Genomic DNA, 15,763 nt, shown 5'->3' with positions numbered 1-15,763 from the left:
AATGCTGATAGCAAGAGGAGGGCAGTATGGCAAATGACTGGCTTGAACTGCGTCAGCATGCAGATACGGGTATTGAGACGATTAAAGCGCATTTCGAAGGGCATGCCTTTGATCCGCACTGGCACGATAGCTATCTGGTAGGGATAACCCTCTCTGGCACGCAGCAGTTTCACTGCCGCCGTGAGCGTCATCGTAGCCAGCCGGGCGACGCATTTCTCCTCGAGCCTGGCGAGATCCACGACGGTGATGCGCCTGTAGAGGGCGGCTTTACCTATTTGACCTTCTATCTTGATGAGCGCTGGCTTACCCGTGCGCTACAGGGGCTTTACGAATCTACTCCAGGGAGTTATTCACTCCACTTTGACCAAACGCTGACAAGGGAGCCGCAGCTGGTGCGCGCTATCGGTGAGACATTCTCCACCCTGCATAATGACGAGATGAAAATCGTTCAGCAGAGCACAATGGATAATCTGCTCTCCCGGATCACCGCCCACTGCCACTGGCGTAAGAAACTGCCGTCGCAGTTACAAAGCGCTGCCGTGGCGCATCGTGCGCGCGACTATCTCTATGCCCATATCGGTGAGAACGTGGGGCTGTCAGACCTTGCGCGCGAGACGGGCACAGATCGCTTTACCCTGACGCGCTGTTTTAAGCGCGAGTTCAACCTGGCGCCACACGCATGGCTTATTCAGCTTCGTCTGGCAAAGGCCAGACAGCTGCTGGCGCGCGGTGACCAGCCCGTTGATGTGGCTGCCGCAGTGGGATTTGCCGATCAAAGCCATCTGGGGCGTTGGTTTCAGCGTGCTTACCGCATCTCTCCTGCACACTACCGACGGTTGTGCACAAACCTTCCAGACGTTTCCAAAAAATAACGGCACATTCATGGCTCTAATAAAAAGGAGCCACCTGTGAGTTTGATACCCTTTCTGTTGTTCGCATTTGTCGCCTCCATTACGCCGGGGCCGACCAATATTCTCGTGCTGACGAACAGCCAGCACTTTGGCGTAAAAAATACCGTACCTGCTATTCTGGGCGGGTGTATCGCGGCCAGTGCGATCGTGCTGGTATCCGGCGCGGGCGCGGGGGAAGTGCTGCGTCAGTACCCTCTGATACGTCAGATAATGAGCTGGGCAGGCGTGCTGTGGCTAAGCTGGATGAGCTGGCAGCTGTTTCGCGCCCCGGCTGCCCGTCTCTCCGCTGAGCACCGTATCCGATTCACCGTTCGGGCGGCGGCACTGCTGCAGATCGTGAACCCCAAAACCTGGATGATGGCGCTGGCCGTCGTCAGCCTGTTTGCCCCAGCTGGCGACCATGCATTGCGGGATATTGCGCTAATGGCGCTATGGTTTCTGCTGATCTCGATAGCCTGTTTGATGTGCTGGGCGTGGCTGGGTAAAGCGGTGAACCGAATTTTTCGCACCACCGTGGCGATGGTGCGGTTTCAGCGCCTGATGGCGCTGTGTCTGCTCATCTCCGCCTGGGCGGGCATGCTGGCTTAGGTCAGCGCTCCACCCATTCTGCATTGGGCAAAGCGTAGAATATCTTCCGCCAGGCGGTGCGCCGTATCCACATCTGCCTGGCTACGGTTCACCAGCATGCGGCTGAGGCAACCTTCCAGCACCAGCTCCATCTGTTTAGCCACCATCGCAGGGTCATCGACTTCCAGCGTGGTCAGCAGCTCGTGGGTGAAGTCATGCGCCGCCCGTTTTTGCTGCTCCGCCAACTGGTGGATAGGATGGCCTGGGTCGGGAAAATAAGTGCAGGCGGCGATGAACAGACAACCCGGGTAGCGGTTGTTGCTGACGCATTCCGTCAGCGCGGTATAGCGCGCCAGCAGCTTTTGCTCCGCGGTCAGTTCTTCATTCAGCATCAGCTGTCTGCGCCAGATATCAACCTGCTGGCTGAGATAGCGCAGGGCATCATAGAGTAGCGCCTCTTTATCCGGCCAGAAGCGCTTAAGTTCATCCAGAGGATAATCGATACGGTCGGCTACCATCTCAAGCGTGGTGCTGGCGATCCCTTGAATCTCAAGTAGTTGCAGGGCTTGTCCCAGTACGTCTTCACGTTGCACGGTTATCTCCTCCGCTATTCCCAACGGTTTGTCCCGTTTAAAGTGTTGTTTACGGTTGGCGATTGCGCAAATGCGCGCTAAATGCGGCAGCATCCATAAACCCGGTTACACGCTGCTCAGGCTGCTCATGGCCCTGTTGATTGAAGAACAGAATGGTTGGCAGCCCGAGTACGTTAAGCTGCTTCAGCAGAGCCTTATCCTGCGCATTATTGGCGGTCACGTTAGCCTGGAGCAAAACGGTCTCTTTCAGGGCGCTTTGCACCTGTGGATCGCTAAAAGTATATTTTTCAAACTCTTTGCAGGCGACACACCAGTCGGCATAGAGATCGAGCATCACCGGTTTGCCTTTCGCCTCTGCCAGGGCGCTGTTAAGTTCATCCACGTTTTTAATCTGGGTGAAGTTCAGATGCGCTTGCATCTGACCCACCGGTGTGCCGAACGCCCAGTCCTGCAGAGGGCGTACGCTCACCAGCGCGGCAGCCAGCAGCAGGATTTGCACCAGGCGCATCCATGGCTTCTTTGCCTCCAGGCTGACGATAAACGCCCATGTAAAGAACGCTACGCCGAGCATCGCCCACAGGCGCAAACCCCAGGCGTCGCCGATGATACGCTCAAGGAGGAACATCGGCAGCGCGAGGATGACAAAGCCAAATGCGGTTTTCACCGTCTCCATCCACGGGCCGCTCTTCGGCAGAAGTCGATTACCGAAAACCGTGACCAGAATCAGCGGCAGGCCCATGCCCAGGGCATACAGGTACAACGTTCCGCCGCCGAGCCACATGTTACCGCTCTGGGCGATATAGAGCAGGATGGCGCTCAGCGGCGCGGTGGTGCAGGGAGAGCATATCAGCCCAGCAATGGCACCCATCGCGAACACGCCGCCTGCGGAGCCGCCCTGCTGACGGTTGCTCATCAGCGTTAAGCGAGTCTGCAAAGCCGACGGTAGCTGCAGGGTAAACAGGCCGAACATCGACAGTGCCAGCAGGATGAAGACCGCCGACAGGCCAATAAGGACGTAAGGATGCTGCAGTGCGGCCTGGAACTGTAACCCGGCAGCGGCAACCACGAGGCCGAGCGCCGTGTAGGTTAGCGCCATTCCCTGCACGTATATAAAAGCCAGCAGCAGCGCGCGGGCGGTAGAAAGACGCTGTTTGCCGCCCAGCACGATGCCAGAGATGAGCGGATACATCGGCAACACGCACGGCGTAAAGGCAATGCCGATACCAATCAGTAAAGCCCACAACGCTGAGAATGGAAGGTCAGCGCTGTCGTTGGTTTTCTCAACCGAGGGGACCGGCATTACAGCAGCAGTCGCTTTCACTTCGCTAAGCGGCACGACTTTCGTTTCCGGCGGATAGCAGAATCCCGCATCCGCGCACCCCTGGTAGGTCACCGTCAGCGTTGCACCTTTATCGGCCTGATTCACCGTCACGGGCACGCTTAAGCGCTGGCGGTAGATTTCACTCTTGCCGTAGAACTCGTCCTCGTGCCACTCGCCTGCGGGCAACTGTAATGCGCCTACGTTTGCCTTAGCAGGGGTAATGCTCACCTGCTTGCGGTAGAGGTAATAGCCCTCTTTCACCTGCCAGGTAAGATTGAGATCGTGCTGGTTTTGCTGAAAGTCGAAAACGAACGCCTGGTCGGCAGGAATAACGTTCGAACGGCCGGGCGCGTCAAACAACCCGGCAAAAGCTGACGTGCTGCACAGCAGCAGGATCAGCGTAAGGAAGCGTTGAGCCATGAGAGATAGTCGTTATCGCCGTGGACCACTGGCAGCACCAGCAGTTCCGGAGTTTGGTAAGGATGATGAGATTTGAGGCAGTCCAGGAGAGCCTGCTGATTCGCCAGATTGGTTTTGAGCAACATCTGGACTTCGTACTCTTGCTCCAGCTTGCCTTCCCAGTAATAAAGGGAGGTGGCACCGGGGAGGAGCGTCACGCAGGCTGCCAGTTTTTCGGCCAGCACTTTGGCGGCGAGATCCTGGGCAGAGGCTTCATCAGGGGCGGTACACAGTACGACAACAGCATCAGGCGTGTTCACAAGTCGACCTCCTCATCACGAAAGGCTTCACTATATCACGCAAGGCGGTTGGTCATTAATGAAACGGGCCGCAGAGCGGCCCGATTTTAACTATTTTTACAACCACTCACGGTTTACAGCACCACGCCGCCAATGATAAAGCCGAGGATCACGCAAAGTGAAATGGCGACCACGCCCGGGATCAGGAACGCGTGGTTAAACACATACTTACCGATACGCGTTGAGCCGGTGTCGTCCATCTCCACCGCCGCCAGCAGGGTTGGGTAGGTTGGCAGAACGAACAGGGCGGAAACCGCCGCGAAAGAGGCAATCGCCGTCAGTGGCGTAACGCCCAGCATCAGTGCCGCAGGCATCAACGCTTTTGTGGTCGCCGCCTGGGAGTAAAGCAGGGTAGCGGCAAAGAACAGCACCACCGCCAGCAGCCACGGGTAGTTGTGCAGCAGGTCGCCTGCTACGGTCTGAATGTCGCTGATGTGCGCTTTCACGAAGGTATCACCAAGCCAGGCTACGCCGAGGACGCACACGCAGGCGCTCATACCGGATTTGAAGGTGCTGGCGTTCAGCACTTCGCTGGTGTCGATTTTACAGGTGATGCTAATCAGCGTCGCGATGGTCAGCATAAACACCACAATCGCTTCGTTACGCGGCAGGACCGGGTTCTGGATCAGGCCCACGGTGTCGCTGATGGCGGTCGCGTAGAACATCACCGCGACAATACCGATCAGAAACAGCAGCACGGAACGTTTTGCGTGCGGCTTCAGCTCGAAGACCTGGCTGCCGCGCAGCCTCACTTCACCCTTGGCAAGGCGTTCCTGGTAAACCGGATCGTCTTTCAGTTCGGCGCCGAGGAAGTTACACAGCACTGCTGTGATCATCACCGCGATCAGCGTCACCGGGATACAGATCGCCAGCAGCGTCAGGTAGCTCACGCCCATCGGCTCAAGGATACCGGCGAAGAAGACCACCGCAGCGGAAATCGGTGAGGCGGTAATCGCAATCTGGGACGCGACGACGGCAATAGAGAGCGGACGAGACGGACGGATACCCTGCTCTTTCGCCACTTCGGTAATCACCGGCAGCGTAGAGAAGGCGGTGTGGCCCGTACCGGCGAGAATGGTCATAAACCAGGTCACCAGCGGGGCAAGGAAGGTAATGTATTTTGGATGGCGGCGCAGCATACGCTCCGCCAGGCTTACCAGGTAGTCCATACCGCCTGCCACCTGCATGGCGGCGATAGCGGCAATAACTGCCATGATGATTTCGATAACGTCGAACGGGATTGCGCCGGGTTTAATCTGAAAGATAAGGGTAAGAACGAGCACCCCGAGACCGCCGGCAAAACCGATGCCGATACCCCCGAGTCTTGCTCCCAAATAAATCGCCAACAAGACGATGACGAGTTCTGCTCCAAACATAAGGACCTGCCTTGCTTATTAACAAGTTGATATTGAATTGTTGTATTTAGGTAACGCCTAAAAAGAAAAAAGGCACGTCACAAGTGACGTGCCTTAAGAAGCCTAGCCAGAACGGTTACTGTTCGCTTTCATCGGTATATCGTTTCGCTTTATATGCCGGGTGCATCAGGTTCTGGGCCGAGAAGATATCGTCCAGCTCAGCTTCGGTCAACAGCCCGCGCTCCAGCACCACTTCACGTACGCTCTTACCGGTTTCGGCGCAAATCTTACCGACGATATCACCGTTGTGGTGACCGATGAACGGGTTGAGGTAGGTGACGATCCCGATGGAGTTGTAGACATAACCCTCACAGACTTCTTTATTCGCCGTGATGCCGTTAATGCATTTTTCCAGCAGGTTGTAGCAGGCGTTGGTCAGGATGTGGATGGATTCAAACATCGCCTGGCCAATCACTGGCTCCATCACGTTCAACTGCAGCTGACCCGCTTCAGAGGCCATGGTCACGGTCGTATCGTTACCGATGACTTTGAAGCAAACCTGGTTCACCACTTCTGGCACCACCGGGTTCACCTTGGCTGGCATGATGGATGAACCGGCCTGCAGCTCTGGCAGGTTAATTTCATTCAGGCCAGCGCGCGGACCGGAAGAGAGCAGGCGCAGGTCGTTACAGATTTTGGACAGTTTCACCGCCAGACGTTTCAGGGCGCTGTGTACCATGACGTAGGCGCCGCAGTCGGAGGTGGCTTCAATCAGGTCTTCTGCAGGCACAACCGGCAGGTTAGAGACTTCAGCCAGCTTCTGTACCGCCAGCTGCTGATAGCCATCCGGGGTGTTCAGACGGGTACCGATGGCGGTGGCGCCCAGGTTCACTTCCAGCAGCAGCTCGGAGGTGCGCAGCAGGTTTTTGGTCTCTTCGTTCAGCAGTACGTTAAACGCGTGGAATTCCTGGCCGAGGGTCATCGGCACCGCGTCCTGCAGCTGGGTACGACCCATTTTCAGGATGTCCTGGAACTCAACCGCTTTACGCTGGAAGCCATCACCCAGCTGGTTGATCGCATCCACCAGTTTCACCACAGAGGCATACACCGCGATACGGAAGCCGGTAGGGTAGGCGTCGTTGGTAGACTGGCATTTGTTTACGTGATCGTTCGGGTTCAGGTACTGGTATTCACCTTTCTGGTGACCCATCAGCTCCAGGCCAATGTTTGCCAGTACTTCGTTGGTATTCATGTTGACGGAGGTGCCCGCGCCGCCCTGATAGACGTCAACCGGGAACTGGTCCATGCATTTGCCGTTGTTCAGCACTTCATCGCAGGCTGCGATAATCGCATTTGCCGCGCTTTTAGGAATGGTTTGCAGCTCTTTGTTGGCCAGTGCTGCGGCTTTCTTCACCATCACCATGCCACGGACAAACTCAGGGATGTCGCTGATTTTGCTGTTGCTGATGTAGAAGTTTTCAATCGCTCTCAGAGTGTGGACACCGTAGTAGGCATCCGCTGGAACTTCCCTGGTACCCAACAAGTCTTCTTCGATACGAATGTTGTTTAACATGTGAACCTTCTTTTCAAGCTGCCGATGGATTGTACTAAACACACAGTATTTATGTGGTTTTGAATATTTTCTGACCGACGATTATTCCCTCAATCAGCCAGATGCTCGAGAGCATATGCTGATGATAGCGAATTGCCGTAAGCTGGATCACTTATTATCGAGCCCATTCCATGATAATTATTAATCTGTGAAATGGGTCACCGCTTTAAAATTTCCAAAAAAAATATCCGTGCAAACTGATTGAATTTTCGCTAACCGTCACCATCTCATACAAACGCGCGTCGCGAACACATTCAGACAGGGGCCCGATGGCCTCTGCCACACAGGAGATGCCAGTGCGCTGGATACCGTTTATTGCTTTCTTTCTCTATGTTTACATTGAGATTTCCATTTTCATCCAGGTTGCCCATGTGCTGGGCGTCCTGCTGACGCTGATTCTGGTGATTTTCACCTCCGTCATCGGCATGTCGCTGGTGCGTAATCAGGGTTTCAAAAATTTCCTGATAATGCAGCAGAAGATGGCCGCAGGGGAAAGCCCGGCGGAAGAGATGATCAAAAGCGTGTCGTTGATTATTGCGGGGCTGCTGCTGATCCTGCCGGGGTTCTTCACTGACTTCCTCGGCCTGCTGCTGCTTCTGCCGCCGGTGCAAAAACACCTGACCATGAAGCTGCTGCCGCATCTGCGCTTTAGCCGTATGCCGGGCGGCGGGTTCAGCACCGGGCCGGGCGATACCTTTGAAGGGGAATATCAGCGTAAGGATGAACAGCACGACCGTTTAGATCATAAAGACGATCGGTGATTTTGTTGCCCGGTGGCGCTTCGCCTACCGGGCCTCCGGGAGCGCACCGCGCTTCGGCAAAAACACCCACAGCCCTGCCAGCATGATAATCGCGTACAGACTCTTCCATCCCACCATCGCCAGCAACAGCAGGCAAAGCAAACCCCCGACGACCGCCAGAGCTTTATAGCGACCTTTCAGCAAACGACATCCCGCCAGCATGCACAGCAGGTAGATCATGATGAAAATGCCGTTGGCGTAGACGATCAGCGCGTCCAGATTAATCTTCAGTGCGTAAATACACAGCGTGCTCACCGCGCAGCAGCCCAGTACGGTATTCAGGGCATTCAGCGGAAGCTGGCGTTTAGACAGGCGCGCGAGGCGATTCTCAGGTTTGTCGAGCGCCTGCGACCACACCAGCCGGGCAAAGCTCTGGATATAAATATTGAGGCTGGCAAAACAGGCGAGATAGCCGATGACACAGGCGATCCATAGCGCCTTCACGCCGAACAGTTCCACCACGATACCCGGCAGCGATGCCGCGGCGGCGAGATCCGCTCCGAACGCGTGGAAGTGTAAGACCAGCACGGTACATGCCCAATAGACCGTACCTGCCAGCAGCAGGCCTATCATCAGCGCGCGGGGGAAATCGCGTTCAGGCTGCTTAAATTCAGAGGCCAGATGGGCAAAGGCTTCCAGGCCGACAAAACACCAGAACATGACGGAGAGCGCGGCGAAAAGCTCGGAATGGTCGACGTCTGTCACCGCAGGGAAGGGAATTTCCTTTATTGTGATATCGCCCGCCCACCAGATTGCGACAACGAGCGCGACAATCAGCACCGCAACCAGCGTCTGCAGGTTGGCGCTGGAGCTGGCGCCTCGAGAACCCACCCACCAGACGATCGCCAGCGTACCCAGTTCGGCCAGCAATAACTGCTCGTTATGCCAGCCAAACAGCGCCTGACCAAAGCCGGTCGCAATATGCAACGCCGCAGGTAGGCCAACCGGAATGACGGAGAGAAACAGCCAGCCGGTGACACGCTGCAGCCGCGGGCCAAAGGCCAGTCCGACAAAGTGCGCCACGCCGCCCGCGCTGGGGAAATGCCGCCCCAGGATGGCAAACACAATGGCTATCGGGAAAACCAATACAATCAGCGCCGGCCACGCCCACAGGCTATTATTTCCAGCCACCAGCGCCGCCAGTGCGGGTACGGCAAACACGCCCGTACCTAACAAGGAGGTTGAGAGCAGTCCGACGCCCTGCGCCAGCCCCAGCTCCTGCTTGAGTCCACTCATTCACATCGCCCTGCCAGTACCAAAAGAGAGGCGATGGTAACACTTTCGCAAATTTTTTTTTCGACTCCCCCTTGAAGGGGGAAAAAGCTATCCCCATCTCTCAGGGCACTAGTCGGAAAACCGCATGCGGGCCGGCGTCATCCATAACTGATAATGACTTTCTCAAAGGAGAGCTATCAATGAGTATTCGTCCGTTACATGATCGTGTGATCGTCAAACGTAAAGAAGTTGAAACCAAGTCTGCTGGCGGCATCGTTCTGACAGGTTCTGCAGCAGCCAAATCAACGCGTGGCGAAATCATCGCTGTCGGTAAGGGCCGCATCCTGGAAAACGGAACTGTGCAGCCACTGGACGTTAAAGTTGGTGACATCGTAATTTTCAACGATGGCTACGGCGTGAAATCCGAGAAGATCGACAATGAAGAAGTGTTGATCATGTCCGAGAGCGACATTCTGGCAATTGTTGAAGCGTAATTTACGCACGAGAATTTGAGGAAATAAGAACATGGCAGCTAAAGACGTAAAATTCGGTAACGACGCTCGTGTAAAAATGCTCCGCGGCGTAAACGTACTGGCAGATGCAGTTAAAGTGACTCTGGGCCCGAAAGGCCGCAACGTAGTGCTGGATAAATCCTTCGGCGCGCCAACCATCACCAAAGATGGTGTTTCTGTAGCACGTGAAATTGAGCTGGAAGACAAGTTCGAAAACATGGGCGCGCAGATGGTGAAAGAAGTTGCCTCTAAAGCAAACGACGCTGCTGGTGACGGTACCACCACCGCGACCGTACTGGCGCAGGCAATCATCACCGAAGGTCTGAAAGCCGTTGCTGCGGGCATGAACCCAATGGATCTGAAACGTGGTATCGACAAAGCTGTCGCCTCCGCTGTTGAAGAGCTGAAAGCACTGTCCGTACCATGCTCTGACTCTAAAGCCATTGCTCAGGTTGGTACTATCTCCGCTAACTCCGATGAAACCGTAGGTAAACTGATCGCTGAAGCGATGGACAAAGTCGGTAAAGAAGGTGTGATCACCGTTGAAGACGGTACCGGTCTGGAAGACGAACTGGACGTGGTTGAAGGTATGCAGTTCGACCGCGGTTACCTGTCCCCATACTTCATCAACAAGCCAGAAACGGGTGCTGTTGAGCTGGAAAGCCCGTTCATCCTGCTGGCTGACAAGAAAATCTCCAACATCCGCGAAATGCTGCCAGTACTGGAAGCCGTTGCGAAAGCAGGCAAGCCTCTGGTTATCATCGCTGAAGATGTTGAAGGCGAAGCGCTGGCGACCCTGGTGGTTAACACCATGCGCGGCATCGTGAAAGTGGCTGCTGTTAAAGCACCTGGCTTCGGCGATCGCCGTAAAGCGATGCTGCAGGATATCGCTACCCTGACCGGCGGTACCGTGATCTCTGAAGAGATCGGTATGGAGCTGGAAAAAGCGACCCTGGAAGACCTGGGCCAGGCGAAACGCGTTGTGATCAACAAAGACACCACCACCATCATCGACGGTGTGGGTGAAGAAGCCGCTATTCAGGGCCGCGTGGGTCAGATCCGTAAGCAGATCGAAGAAGCGACTTCCGATTACGACCGTGAAAAACTGCAGGAGCGCGTAGCGAAACTGGCTGGCGGCGTTGCGGTAATCAAAGTCGGTGCAGCTACCGAAGTTGAAATGAAAGAGAAAAAAGCACGCGTTGACGATGCCCTGCATGCGACCCGTGCTGCGGTAGAAGAAGGCGTGGTTGCTGGTGGTGGTGTTGCGCTGGTGCGTGTTGCCGCTAAACTGGCAGGCCTGACCGCACAGAACGAAGATCAGAACGTGGGTATCAAAGTTGCGCTGCGCGCAATGGAAGCCCCTCTGCGTCAGATCGTTTCTAACGCCGGTGAAGAGCCATCTGTGGTTGCGAACAACGTGAAAGCGGGCGAAGGTAACTACGGTTACAACGCAGCAACTGAAGAATACGGCAACATGATCGACTTCGGTATCCTGGATCCAACGAAAGTGACCCGTTCTGCTCTGCAGTACGCGGCATCTGTCGCTGGCCTGATGATCACCACCGAGTGCATGGTAACCGACCTGCCTAAAGGCGATGCACCTGACTTAGGTGCTGCTGGCATGGGCGGCATGGGCGGTATGGGCGGCATGATGTAATCGTGCGCTCTACGTCGTAGAATGTGAAAAACCCCCGGGCAGAAATGCTCGGGGGTTTTTCTTTTGGTCATCTTTTAGGTATAAGATTTACACACGGACAACTACTGTCCAGCTTATTGAAAACGAGGAATAACATGCGCGTAAAAGTCTGTGCAGGGATTGTAGGGGCAGCATTGCTGCTGGCGGGTTGTAGCTCCAGCAATGAGCTGTCGGCAGCGGGCCAGGGCGTTCGCTTTGTGGAAGATAAGCCTGGCAGTGAATGCCAGCTGTTAGGCACGGCAACCGGTGAGCAAAGTAACTGGATGTCAGGTCAGCATGGCGAGGAAGGTGGCTCGATGCGCGGTGCGGCGAATGCCTTGCGTAACCAGGCTGCGGCAATGGGCGGTAACGTGATTTACGGCGTGAGCAGCCCAACGCAGAGTATGCTGTCCAGCTTCGTGCCGACCGCCAGCCAGATGAACGGCCAGGTCTACAAGTGCCCGAACTGATGGCCTTTTTCCCTCTCCCTGTGGGAGAGGGTTAGGGTGAGGGGAAGCTAGCACTGCCGCAGCTGCAAATCCAGCGGCGTCTTGCTCGGCTCTCCGCCAATCTCGCGTGCCAGCTTCGGCACCATATAGCCTGAAACCAGCGTTAACAGTTCGCGCATAATCTGCCGGGCTTCTTCATCCGTCACCATGAAATGGGCCGCGCCCTGAACGCGATCCAGCACGTGCAGGTAATAGGGCATCACGCCCGCATCAAACAGGGCATTGCTCAGGTCAGCCAGCACGCGGGCGCTGTCGTTCACGCCGCGCAGCAGCACGCTCTGGTTCAGCAGCGTCACGCCCGCTTTACGCAGACGCGCCATCGCCGCGCGAAAGTCATCGTCAATTTCGTTCGCGTGGTTGATATGGTTCACCAGCAGCACCTGCAATCTTGACTGCTCCAGGCGTGACACCAGGCCGTCAGTGACACGTGCCGGAATGACAATCGGTAAACGGCTGTGAATACGCAGGCGCTTAATGTGCGGAATGGCTTCAAGCTGGGTCAGCAGCCAGTCCAGCTCATGATCTTTTGCCATCAGCGGGTCACCGCCGGAAAAAATAATCTCATCCAGCTCCGGATGGGCGGCGATATAGTCCAGCGCGACCTGCCAGTTGCGTTTATTGCCCTGGTTTTCGGCATAGGGGAAGTGCCGACGGAAGCAATAACGACAATTTACCGCGCAACCGCCTTTTACCAGCAGCAGGGCGCGGTTGAGATACTTGTGCAGTAAACCCGGCACCACGCTGTTCTGCTCTTCCAGCGGATCGGTGCTGTATCCCGGCGCGGTGACAAACTCATCCTGCGAAGTAAGCGTTTGTTTTAAAAGTGGATCGTCGGGGTTGCCTTTCTCCATTCGCGCCACAAACGCACGGGGAACGCGCAGGGCGAAAAGGCGCTTTGCCTCGCGGCCTGCAAGCAACTCTGGGTGCTGATCGAGGTCTAAAAGACGCAGCAATTCATCAGGACTGGTGATTACATCGGCAAGTTGCGATAACCAATCTTCTCTGGACGGGGTGTTTAGGGTTACAATATGCGCCATTTTGTGGCTTAGCTACCAATTAACAAATTTAGAGGGCCTTATGGCAACGTACTATAGCAACGATTTTCGTGCTGGTCTTAAAATCATGATGGACGGCGAACCGTACGCGGTTGAAGCCAGCGAATTCGTTAAACCAGGTAAAGGCCAGGCATTCGCACGCGTTAAGCTGCGCCGTCTGCTGACCGGTACCCGTGTTGAGAAAACCTTCAAGTCTACTGACTCCGCTGAAGGCGCTGATGTTGTTGATATGAACCTGACCTATCTGTACAACGACGGCGAGTTCTGGCATTTCATGAACAACTCCACTTTCGAACAGCTGTCTGCTGATGAGAAAGCGGTAGGTGATAGCGCTAAATGGCTGCTGGATCAGGCTGAGTGCATCGTGACCCTGTGGAACGGCCAGCCTATCGCTGTCACCCCACCAAACTTCGTTGAACTGGAAATCGTTGAAACCGATCCAGGTCTGAAAGGTGATACCGCAGGTACCGGCGGTAAACCAGCCAAACTGTCTACCGGCGCAGTGGTTAAAGTTCCACTGTTCGTACAGACTGGCGAAGTGATCAAAGTGGATACCCGCTCCGGCGAATACGTATCCCGCGTGAAGTAATTTACGTCATGATTGAAGGCGCAGCGCCCGCTGCGCCTGATTTTTGCAGGCAGGGATGATGAAACGTACCGTTAAAATTCTGCTTCTGTTAGCGCTTTCCAGTGCATTGCTTTCCGGCTGTAACACCACCCGTGGGATGGGACAAGATATCCAGGATCTCGGTCATATCATTTCTCACGCCGCCAGCTAAGTTCGTCTAATTTTCCTAAAAATGCTTCCTTTTCCGTCAACCGGCGGGATCTTGTCTATTCTTAAGTTGCTATACACAAAACAACTTTGGCTATAAAAGGAAGATATTATGGTTAAGAAAACAATTGCAGCGATCTTTTCAGTCCTGGTACTTTCTTCAGTCTTAACAGCCTGTAATACCACGCGTGGCGTCGGTCAGGATATTTCTGAAGGTGGTAGCGCAATCTCTGGTGCGGCAACCAAAGCTCAGCAGTAATTAACATACGGTACGAGACCAGCGGGTTTCGTACCGTCAGCTTTCTGATTCCTGCAGGGATAAGAACGGAGAAAAACGCGTATCCATATGCAATTTCATGCGGATATTGCGTTTATAGGTATACACCGTTTTTCCGTTGATACTCAGGTGAGCGGCAATTTTTTGATTGCTCGCACCGTCCATCCACAATGTCAGCACTTTCTCTTCCTGTCGGGTCAGCAAGGGGGCCGCCGCCGTTGGCCTGTCAGCGCTGGCGCGTGAGATTAATGCGTCGTTGATCGTCGTTGCCACTTCTTCGAGACTGGCGTTTTTCAACAGCGACGACCACACCGGGAACTGTCCGAGCCAGTCGGTCATGCCGCGGTCATCTCCCGATTGCAGCAAAATAAACGGTAATCGTTCACTGGCGCTCAGCAACGACGAAAGCTGCTGAAAATGATGAATATCCTGCCTGAAGCCGTAAAGATCGGCGATAACCAGCGTGGGTTTCCATTGCAGAATGTGCTCCCTGGCAAGGAACAGATTATTTAACCCGGTCACAACGTAGTGTCCCGGGAACAAACCAGAATGATTGAGCCATGCTTCAAACCCTGTGCGGGTGAAGTGACAACGGTCAATCAAAAGAATTTTGAACATATTTTATTCGCAGTCGGCTAGTGGTTTGGCTTCCTGCCATCAGAAAGCACATCATCATAGAGAAGTCGGATGAGTGCTAAATGCCGGAACTACGCGCCATACTGCGGCTATTTCTTGCCTTAACGTGTTCAGCAAAAAATGATTGAAAAAAAATAGCACGCTAACCACAATATGGGGCGTAATCTCTGCCTTACGGGACGACCCGTAAGCGTTTCTTTCACCGGGGACGGCCCCAACTTGTATTAAGTTAAGGAGCCTGAAATGTCCTGGATAATTCTTTTTATTGCTGGCCTGCTCGAAGTGGTATGGGCAATTGGTCTCAAGTACACCCACGGATTTACCCGCCTGACGCCCAGCGTCATAACCGTCACCGCGATGATCGTGAGTATTGTCCTGTTATCCTGGGCAATGCGCTCGCTGCCTGTGGGAACGGCTTATGCCGTCTGGACGGGCATTGGTGCGGTGGGGGCCGCCATCACCGGCATTCTGCTGCTGGGAGAGTCAGCGAGTCTGGCGCGTATCGCCAGCCTCGCCTTGATTGTGGCCGGGATCGTTGGGCTGAAGCTCAGTACCCATTAATGGGGTTGTTTTACCCAAATAAGTTTTGACACATCAAACCCTTGCCGGGTCGCGACGTCCAGCATCTGCTGTTTCATTTCTGACGAAATAGTTGGCGTGCGGGAAAGTATCCACAGATAGTCGCGATCCGGCCCGCAGACCAGCGCGTGACGGTACTCTCTGTCGAGCGCGATCACGTTATAGCCGCCATAAAACGGGCCGAAGAAAGAGACTTTGAGCGCGGCCCGTCGCGGGTCGCCCGTGAAGTACGCTTTCCCAATCGACTGCTGCCACATCTCCCGATCGGGATTATAGCCCCGGTTGATCACCTGAATACCGCCATCATCCATCGGGCTGTAATTCGCAGTGACCTTCTCTAAGCCCTGCTCAAACCGATGGTCGAGGCGCGCGATTTCATACCATGTTCCAAGGAAGCGTTGTGCATCAAAAGGCGAGACGACGGTAACGCCTGGAGGCGGGGTAGGGGAACTGCAGGCAACCACTAAAAACGCGGCTGTCACCGCGGCGATAACAGGCAGAATGCGCATAGGAGTTTCCTTACTGTTTTTTGTTAAGTGTAGATGACGGCAAGAAAAATGTGGTTTTTGTGCGGTGTGTTTCGCCGGGTGGCCACCCCGTGGATTTTGTAGGC

19 protein-coding genes are annotated in these 15,763 nt (G+C 54.9%); 10 read left to right on the top strand and 9 right to left on the bottom strand.

Annotated features, from left to right (window positions below; translation table 11 throughout):
- The first annotated feature begins 26 nt into the window (after positions 1-26).
- Together AC1VYI_RS22510 and AC1VYI_RS22505 are read left to right on the top strand one after the other, a co-directional pair.
- Positions 27-872 (top strand): AraC family transcriptional regulator, encoded by an 846-nt coding sequence (locus tag AC1VYI_RS22510; RefSeq protein ID WP_045357456.1) that lies wholly within the window; start codon positions 27-29, stop codon positions 870-872.
- Positions 873-908: 36 nt separating this feature from the next.
- Positions 909-1,499, top strand: a complete 591-nt coding sequence (locus tag AC1VYI_RS22505) for a LysE family translocator (RefSeq protein WP_134866876.1) — start codon at positions 909-911, stop codon at positions 1,497-1,499.
- On the opposite strand, the gene AC1VYI_RS22500 is transcribed toward AC1VYI_RS22505, so the two are convergent.
- The 5 genes from AC1VYI_RS22500 to aspA form a co-directional block, all read right to left on the bottom strand.
- Positions 1,496-2,071 carry a transcriptional regulator gene (locus AC1VYI_RS22500; RefSeq protein ID WP_023310110.1) on the bottom strand — a complete coding sequence of 192 codons (576 nt, stop codon included), beginning with the start codon at positions 2,069-2,071 and terminating at the stop codon, positions 1,496-1,498. The two genes, AC1VYI_RS22505 and AC1VYI_RS22500, sit on opposite strands and share 4 nt — an antisense overlap.
- Positions 2,072-2,120: 49 nt before the next feature.
- Positions 2,121-3,812, bottom strand: coding sequence for a protein-disulfide reductase DsbD (locus AC1VYI_RS22495; RefSeq protein ID WP_134866875.1), 1,692 nt, complete (start codon positions 3,810-3,812; stop codon positions 2,121-2,123).
- Positions 3,788-4,111, bottom strand: a complete 324-nt coding sequence (gene cutA, locus AC1VYI_RS22490; protein ID WP_014168278.1) for a divalent cation tolerance protein CutA — start codon at positions 4,109-4,111, stop codon at positions 3,788-3,790. Before cutA ends, AC1VYI_RS22495 begins: the two co-directional genes overlap by 25 nt.
- A 113-nt stretch (positions 4,112-4,224) precedes the next feature.
- Positions 4,225-5,526, bottom strand: a complete 1,302-nt coding sequence (locus AC1VYI_RS22485) for an anaerobic C4-dicarboxylate transporter (RefSeq protein ID WP_023334226.1) — start codon at positions 5,524-5,526, stop codon at positions 4,225-4,227.
- A gap of 115 nt (positions 5,527-5,641) precedes the next feature.
- A complete protein-coding gene (gene aspA, locus AC1VYI_RS22480) occupies positions 5,642-7,078 on the bottom strand; it encodes an aspartate ammonia-lyase (protein WP_003855923.1) in 1,437 nt (478 codons plus the stop codon).
- A 335-nt stretch (positions 7,079-7,413) separates the two neighbouring features.
- Here aspA and AC1VYI_RS22475 point away from each other — a divergent pair, with 335 nt between their 5' ends.
- A complete protein-coding gene (locus AC1VYI_RS22475; RefSeq protein ID WP_023616652.1) occupies positions 7,414-7,878 on the top strand; it encodes an FxsA family protein in 465 nt (154 codons plus the stop codon).
- Between the two features lie 24 nt (positions 7,879-7,902).
- Here the strand turns inward: AC1VYI_RS22475 and yjeH are convergent, their stop codons facing one another.
- Positions 7,903-9,153, bottom strand: coding sequence for an L-methionine/branched-chain amino acid transporter (gene yjeH, locus AC1VYI_RS22470; RefSeq protein WP_134866874.1), 1,251 nt, complete (start codon positions 9,151-9,153; stop codon positions 7,903-7,905).
- A gap of 179 nt (positions 9,154-9,332) precedes the next feature.
- Between yjeH and AC1VYI_RS22465 the strand changes: the two genes are divergently transcribed.
- The 3 genes from AC1VYI_RS22465 to AC1VYI_RS22455 all read left to right on the top strand — a co-directional run bounded on the left by AC1VYI_RS22465 (position 9,333) and on the right by AC1VYI_RS22455 (position 11,789).
- A complete protein-coding gene (locus AC1VYI_RS22465) occupies positions 9,333-9,626 on the top strand; it encodes a co-chaperone GroES (RefSeq protein ID WP_003855929.1) in 294 nt (97 codons plus the stop codon).
- Positions 9,627-9,657: 31 nt separating this feature from the next.
- Positions 9,658-11,301 carry a chaperonin GroEL gene (gene groL / locus AC1VYI_RS22460; protein WP_023310114.1) on the top strand — a complete coding sequence of 548 codons (1,644 nt, stop codon included), beginning with the start codon at positions 9,658-9,660 and terminating at the stop codon, positions 11,299-11,301.
- Between the two features lie 134 nt (positions 11,302-11,435).
- Complete coding sequence (locus tag AC1VYI_RS22455; protein WP_023310115.1) at positions 11,436-11,789, top strand: DUF4156 domain-containing protein; 354 nt, start codon at positions 11,436-11,438, stop codon at positions 11,787-11,789.
- A gap of 47 nt (positions 11,790-11,836) precedes the next feature.
- Here the strand turns inward: AC1VYI_RS22455 and epmB are convergent, their stop codons facing one another.
- Positions 11,837-12,865: an EF-P beta-lysylation protein EpmB gene (epmB, locus tag AC1VYI_RS22450; RefSeq protein ID WP_047174008.1), complete on the bottom strand. Its 1,029-nt coding sequence runs from the start codon at positions 12,863-12,865 to the stop codon at positions 11,837-11,839.
- A gap of 40 nt (positions 12,866-12,905) precedes the next feature.
- On the opposite strand from epmB, the gene efp reads away from it, so the two are divergent.
- From efp to ecnB, 3 genes are all read left to right on the top strand, one after another.
- On the top strand, positions 12,906-13,472 hold the full coding sequence (gene efp / locus AC1VYI_RS22445; protein ID WP_008502940.1) for an elongation factor P: 567 nt from the start codon (positions 12,906-12,908) through the stop codon (positions 13,470-13,472).
- A 58-nt stretch (positions 13,473-13,530) separates the two neighbouring features.
- Positions 13,531-13,662, top strand: a complete 132-nt coding sequence (locus tag AC1VYI_RS22440) for an entericidin A/B family lipoprotein (RefSeq protein WP_024907352.1) — start codon at positions 13,531-13,533, stop codon at positions 13,660-13,662.
- Between the two features lie 108 nt (positions 13,663-13,770).
- Positions 13,771-13,917: a lipoprotein toxin entericidin B gene (gene ecnB / locus AC1VYI_RS22435; RefSeq protein ID WP_003025482.1), complete on the top strand. Its 147-nt coding sequence runs from the start codon at positions 13,771-13,773 to the stop codon at positions 13,915-13,917.
- 36 nt (positions 13,918-13,953) lie between these two features.
- On the opposite strand, the gene AC1VYI_RS22430 is transcribed toward ecnB, so the two are convergent.
- The gene (locus tag AC1VYI_RS22430; RefSeq protein ID WP_134866873.1) at positions 13,954-14,553 is read right to left on the bottom strand and encodes a helix-turn-helix transcriptional regulator; all 600 of its coding nucleotides are present in this window, start codon (positions 14,551-14,553) and stop codon (positions 13,954-13,956) included.
- A 261-nt stretch (positions 14,554-14,814) separates the two neighbouring features.
- Here AC1VYI_RS22430 and sugE point away from each other — a divergent pair, with 261 nt between their 5' ends.
- Complete coding sequence (gene sugE / locus AC1VYI_RS22425) at positions 14,815-15,132, top strand: quaternary ammonium compound efflux SMR transporter SugE (protein WP_008502938.1); 318 nt, start codon at positions 14,815-14,817, stop codon at positions 15,130-15,132.
- Here the strand turns inward: sugE and AC1VYI_RS22420 are convergent.
- Positions 15,129-15,659, bottom strand: a complete 531-nt coding sequence (locus AC1VYI_RS22420) for a lipocalin family protein (RefSeq protein WP_023310119.1) — start codon at positions 15,657-15,659, stop codon at positions 15,129-15,131. The two genes, sugE and AC1VYI_RS22420, sit on opposite strands and share 4 nt — an antisense overlap.
- Positions 15,660-15,763: the final 104 nt, after the last annotated feature.

The organism is Enterobacter sp. QK-SA4 (assembly GCF_056856775.1).
Note: the sequence above shows the minus strand (reverse complement) of the source record. Positions and strands in the feature narration are given on the sequence as shown.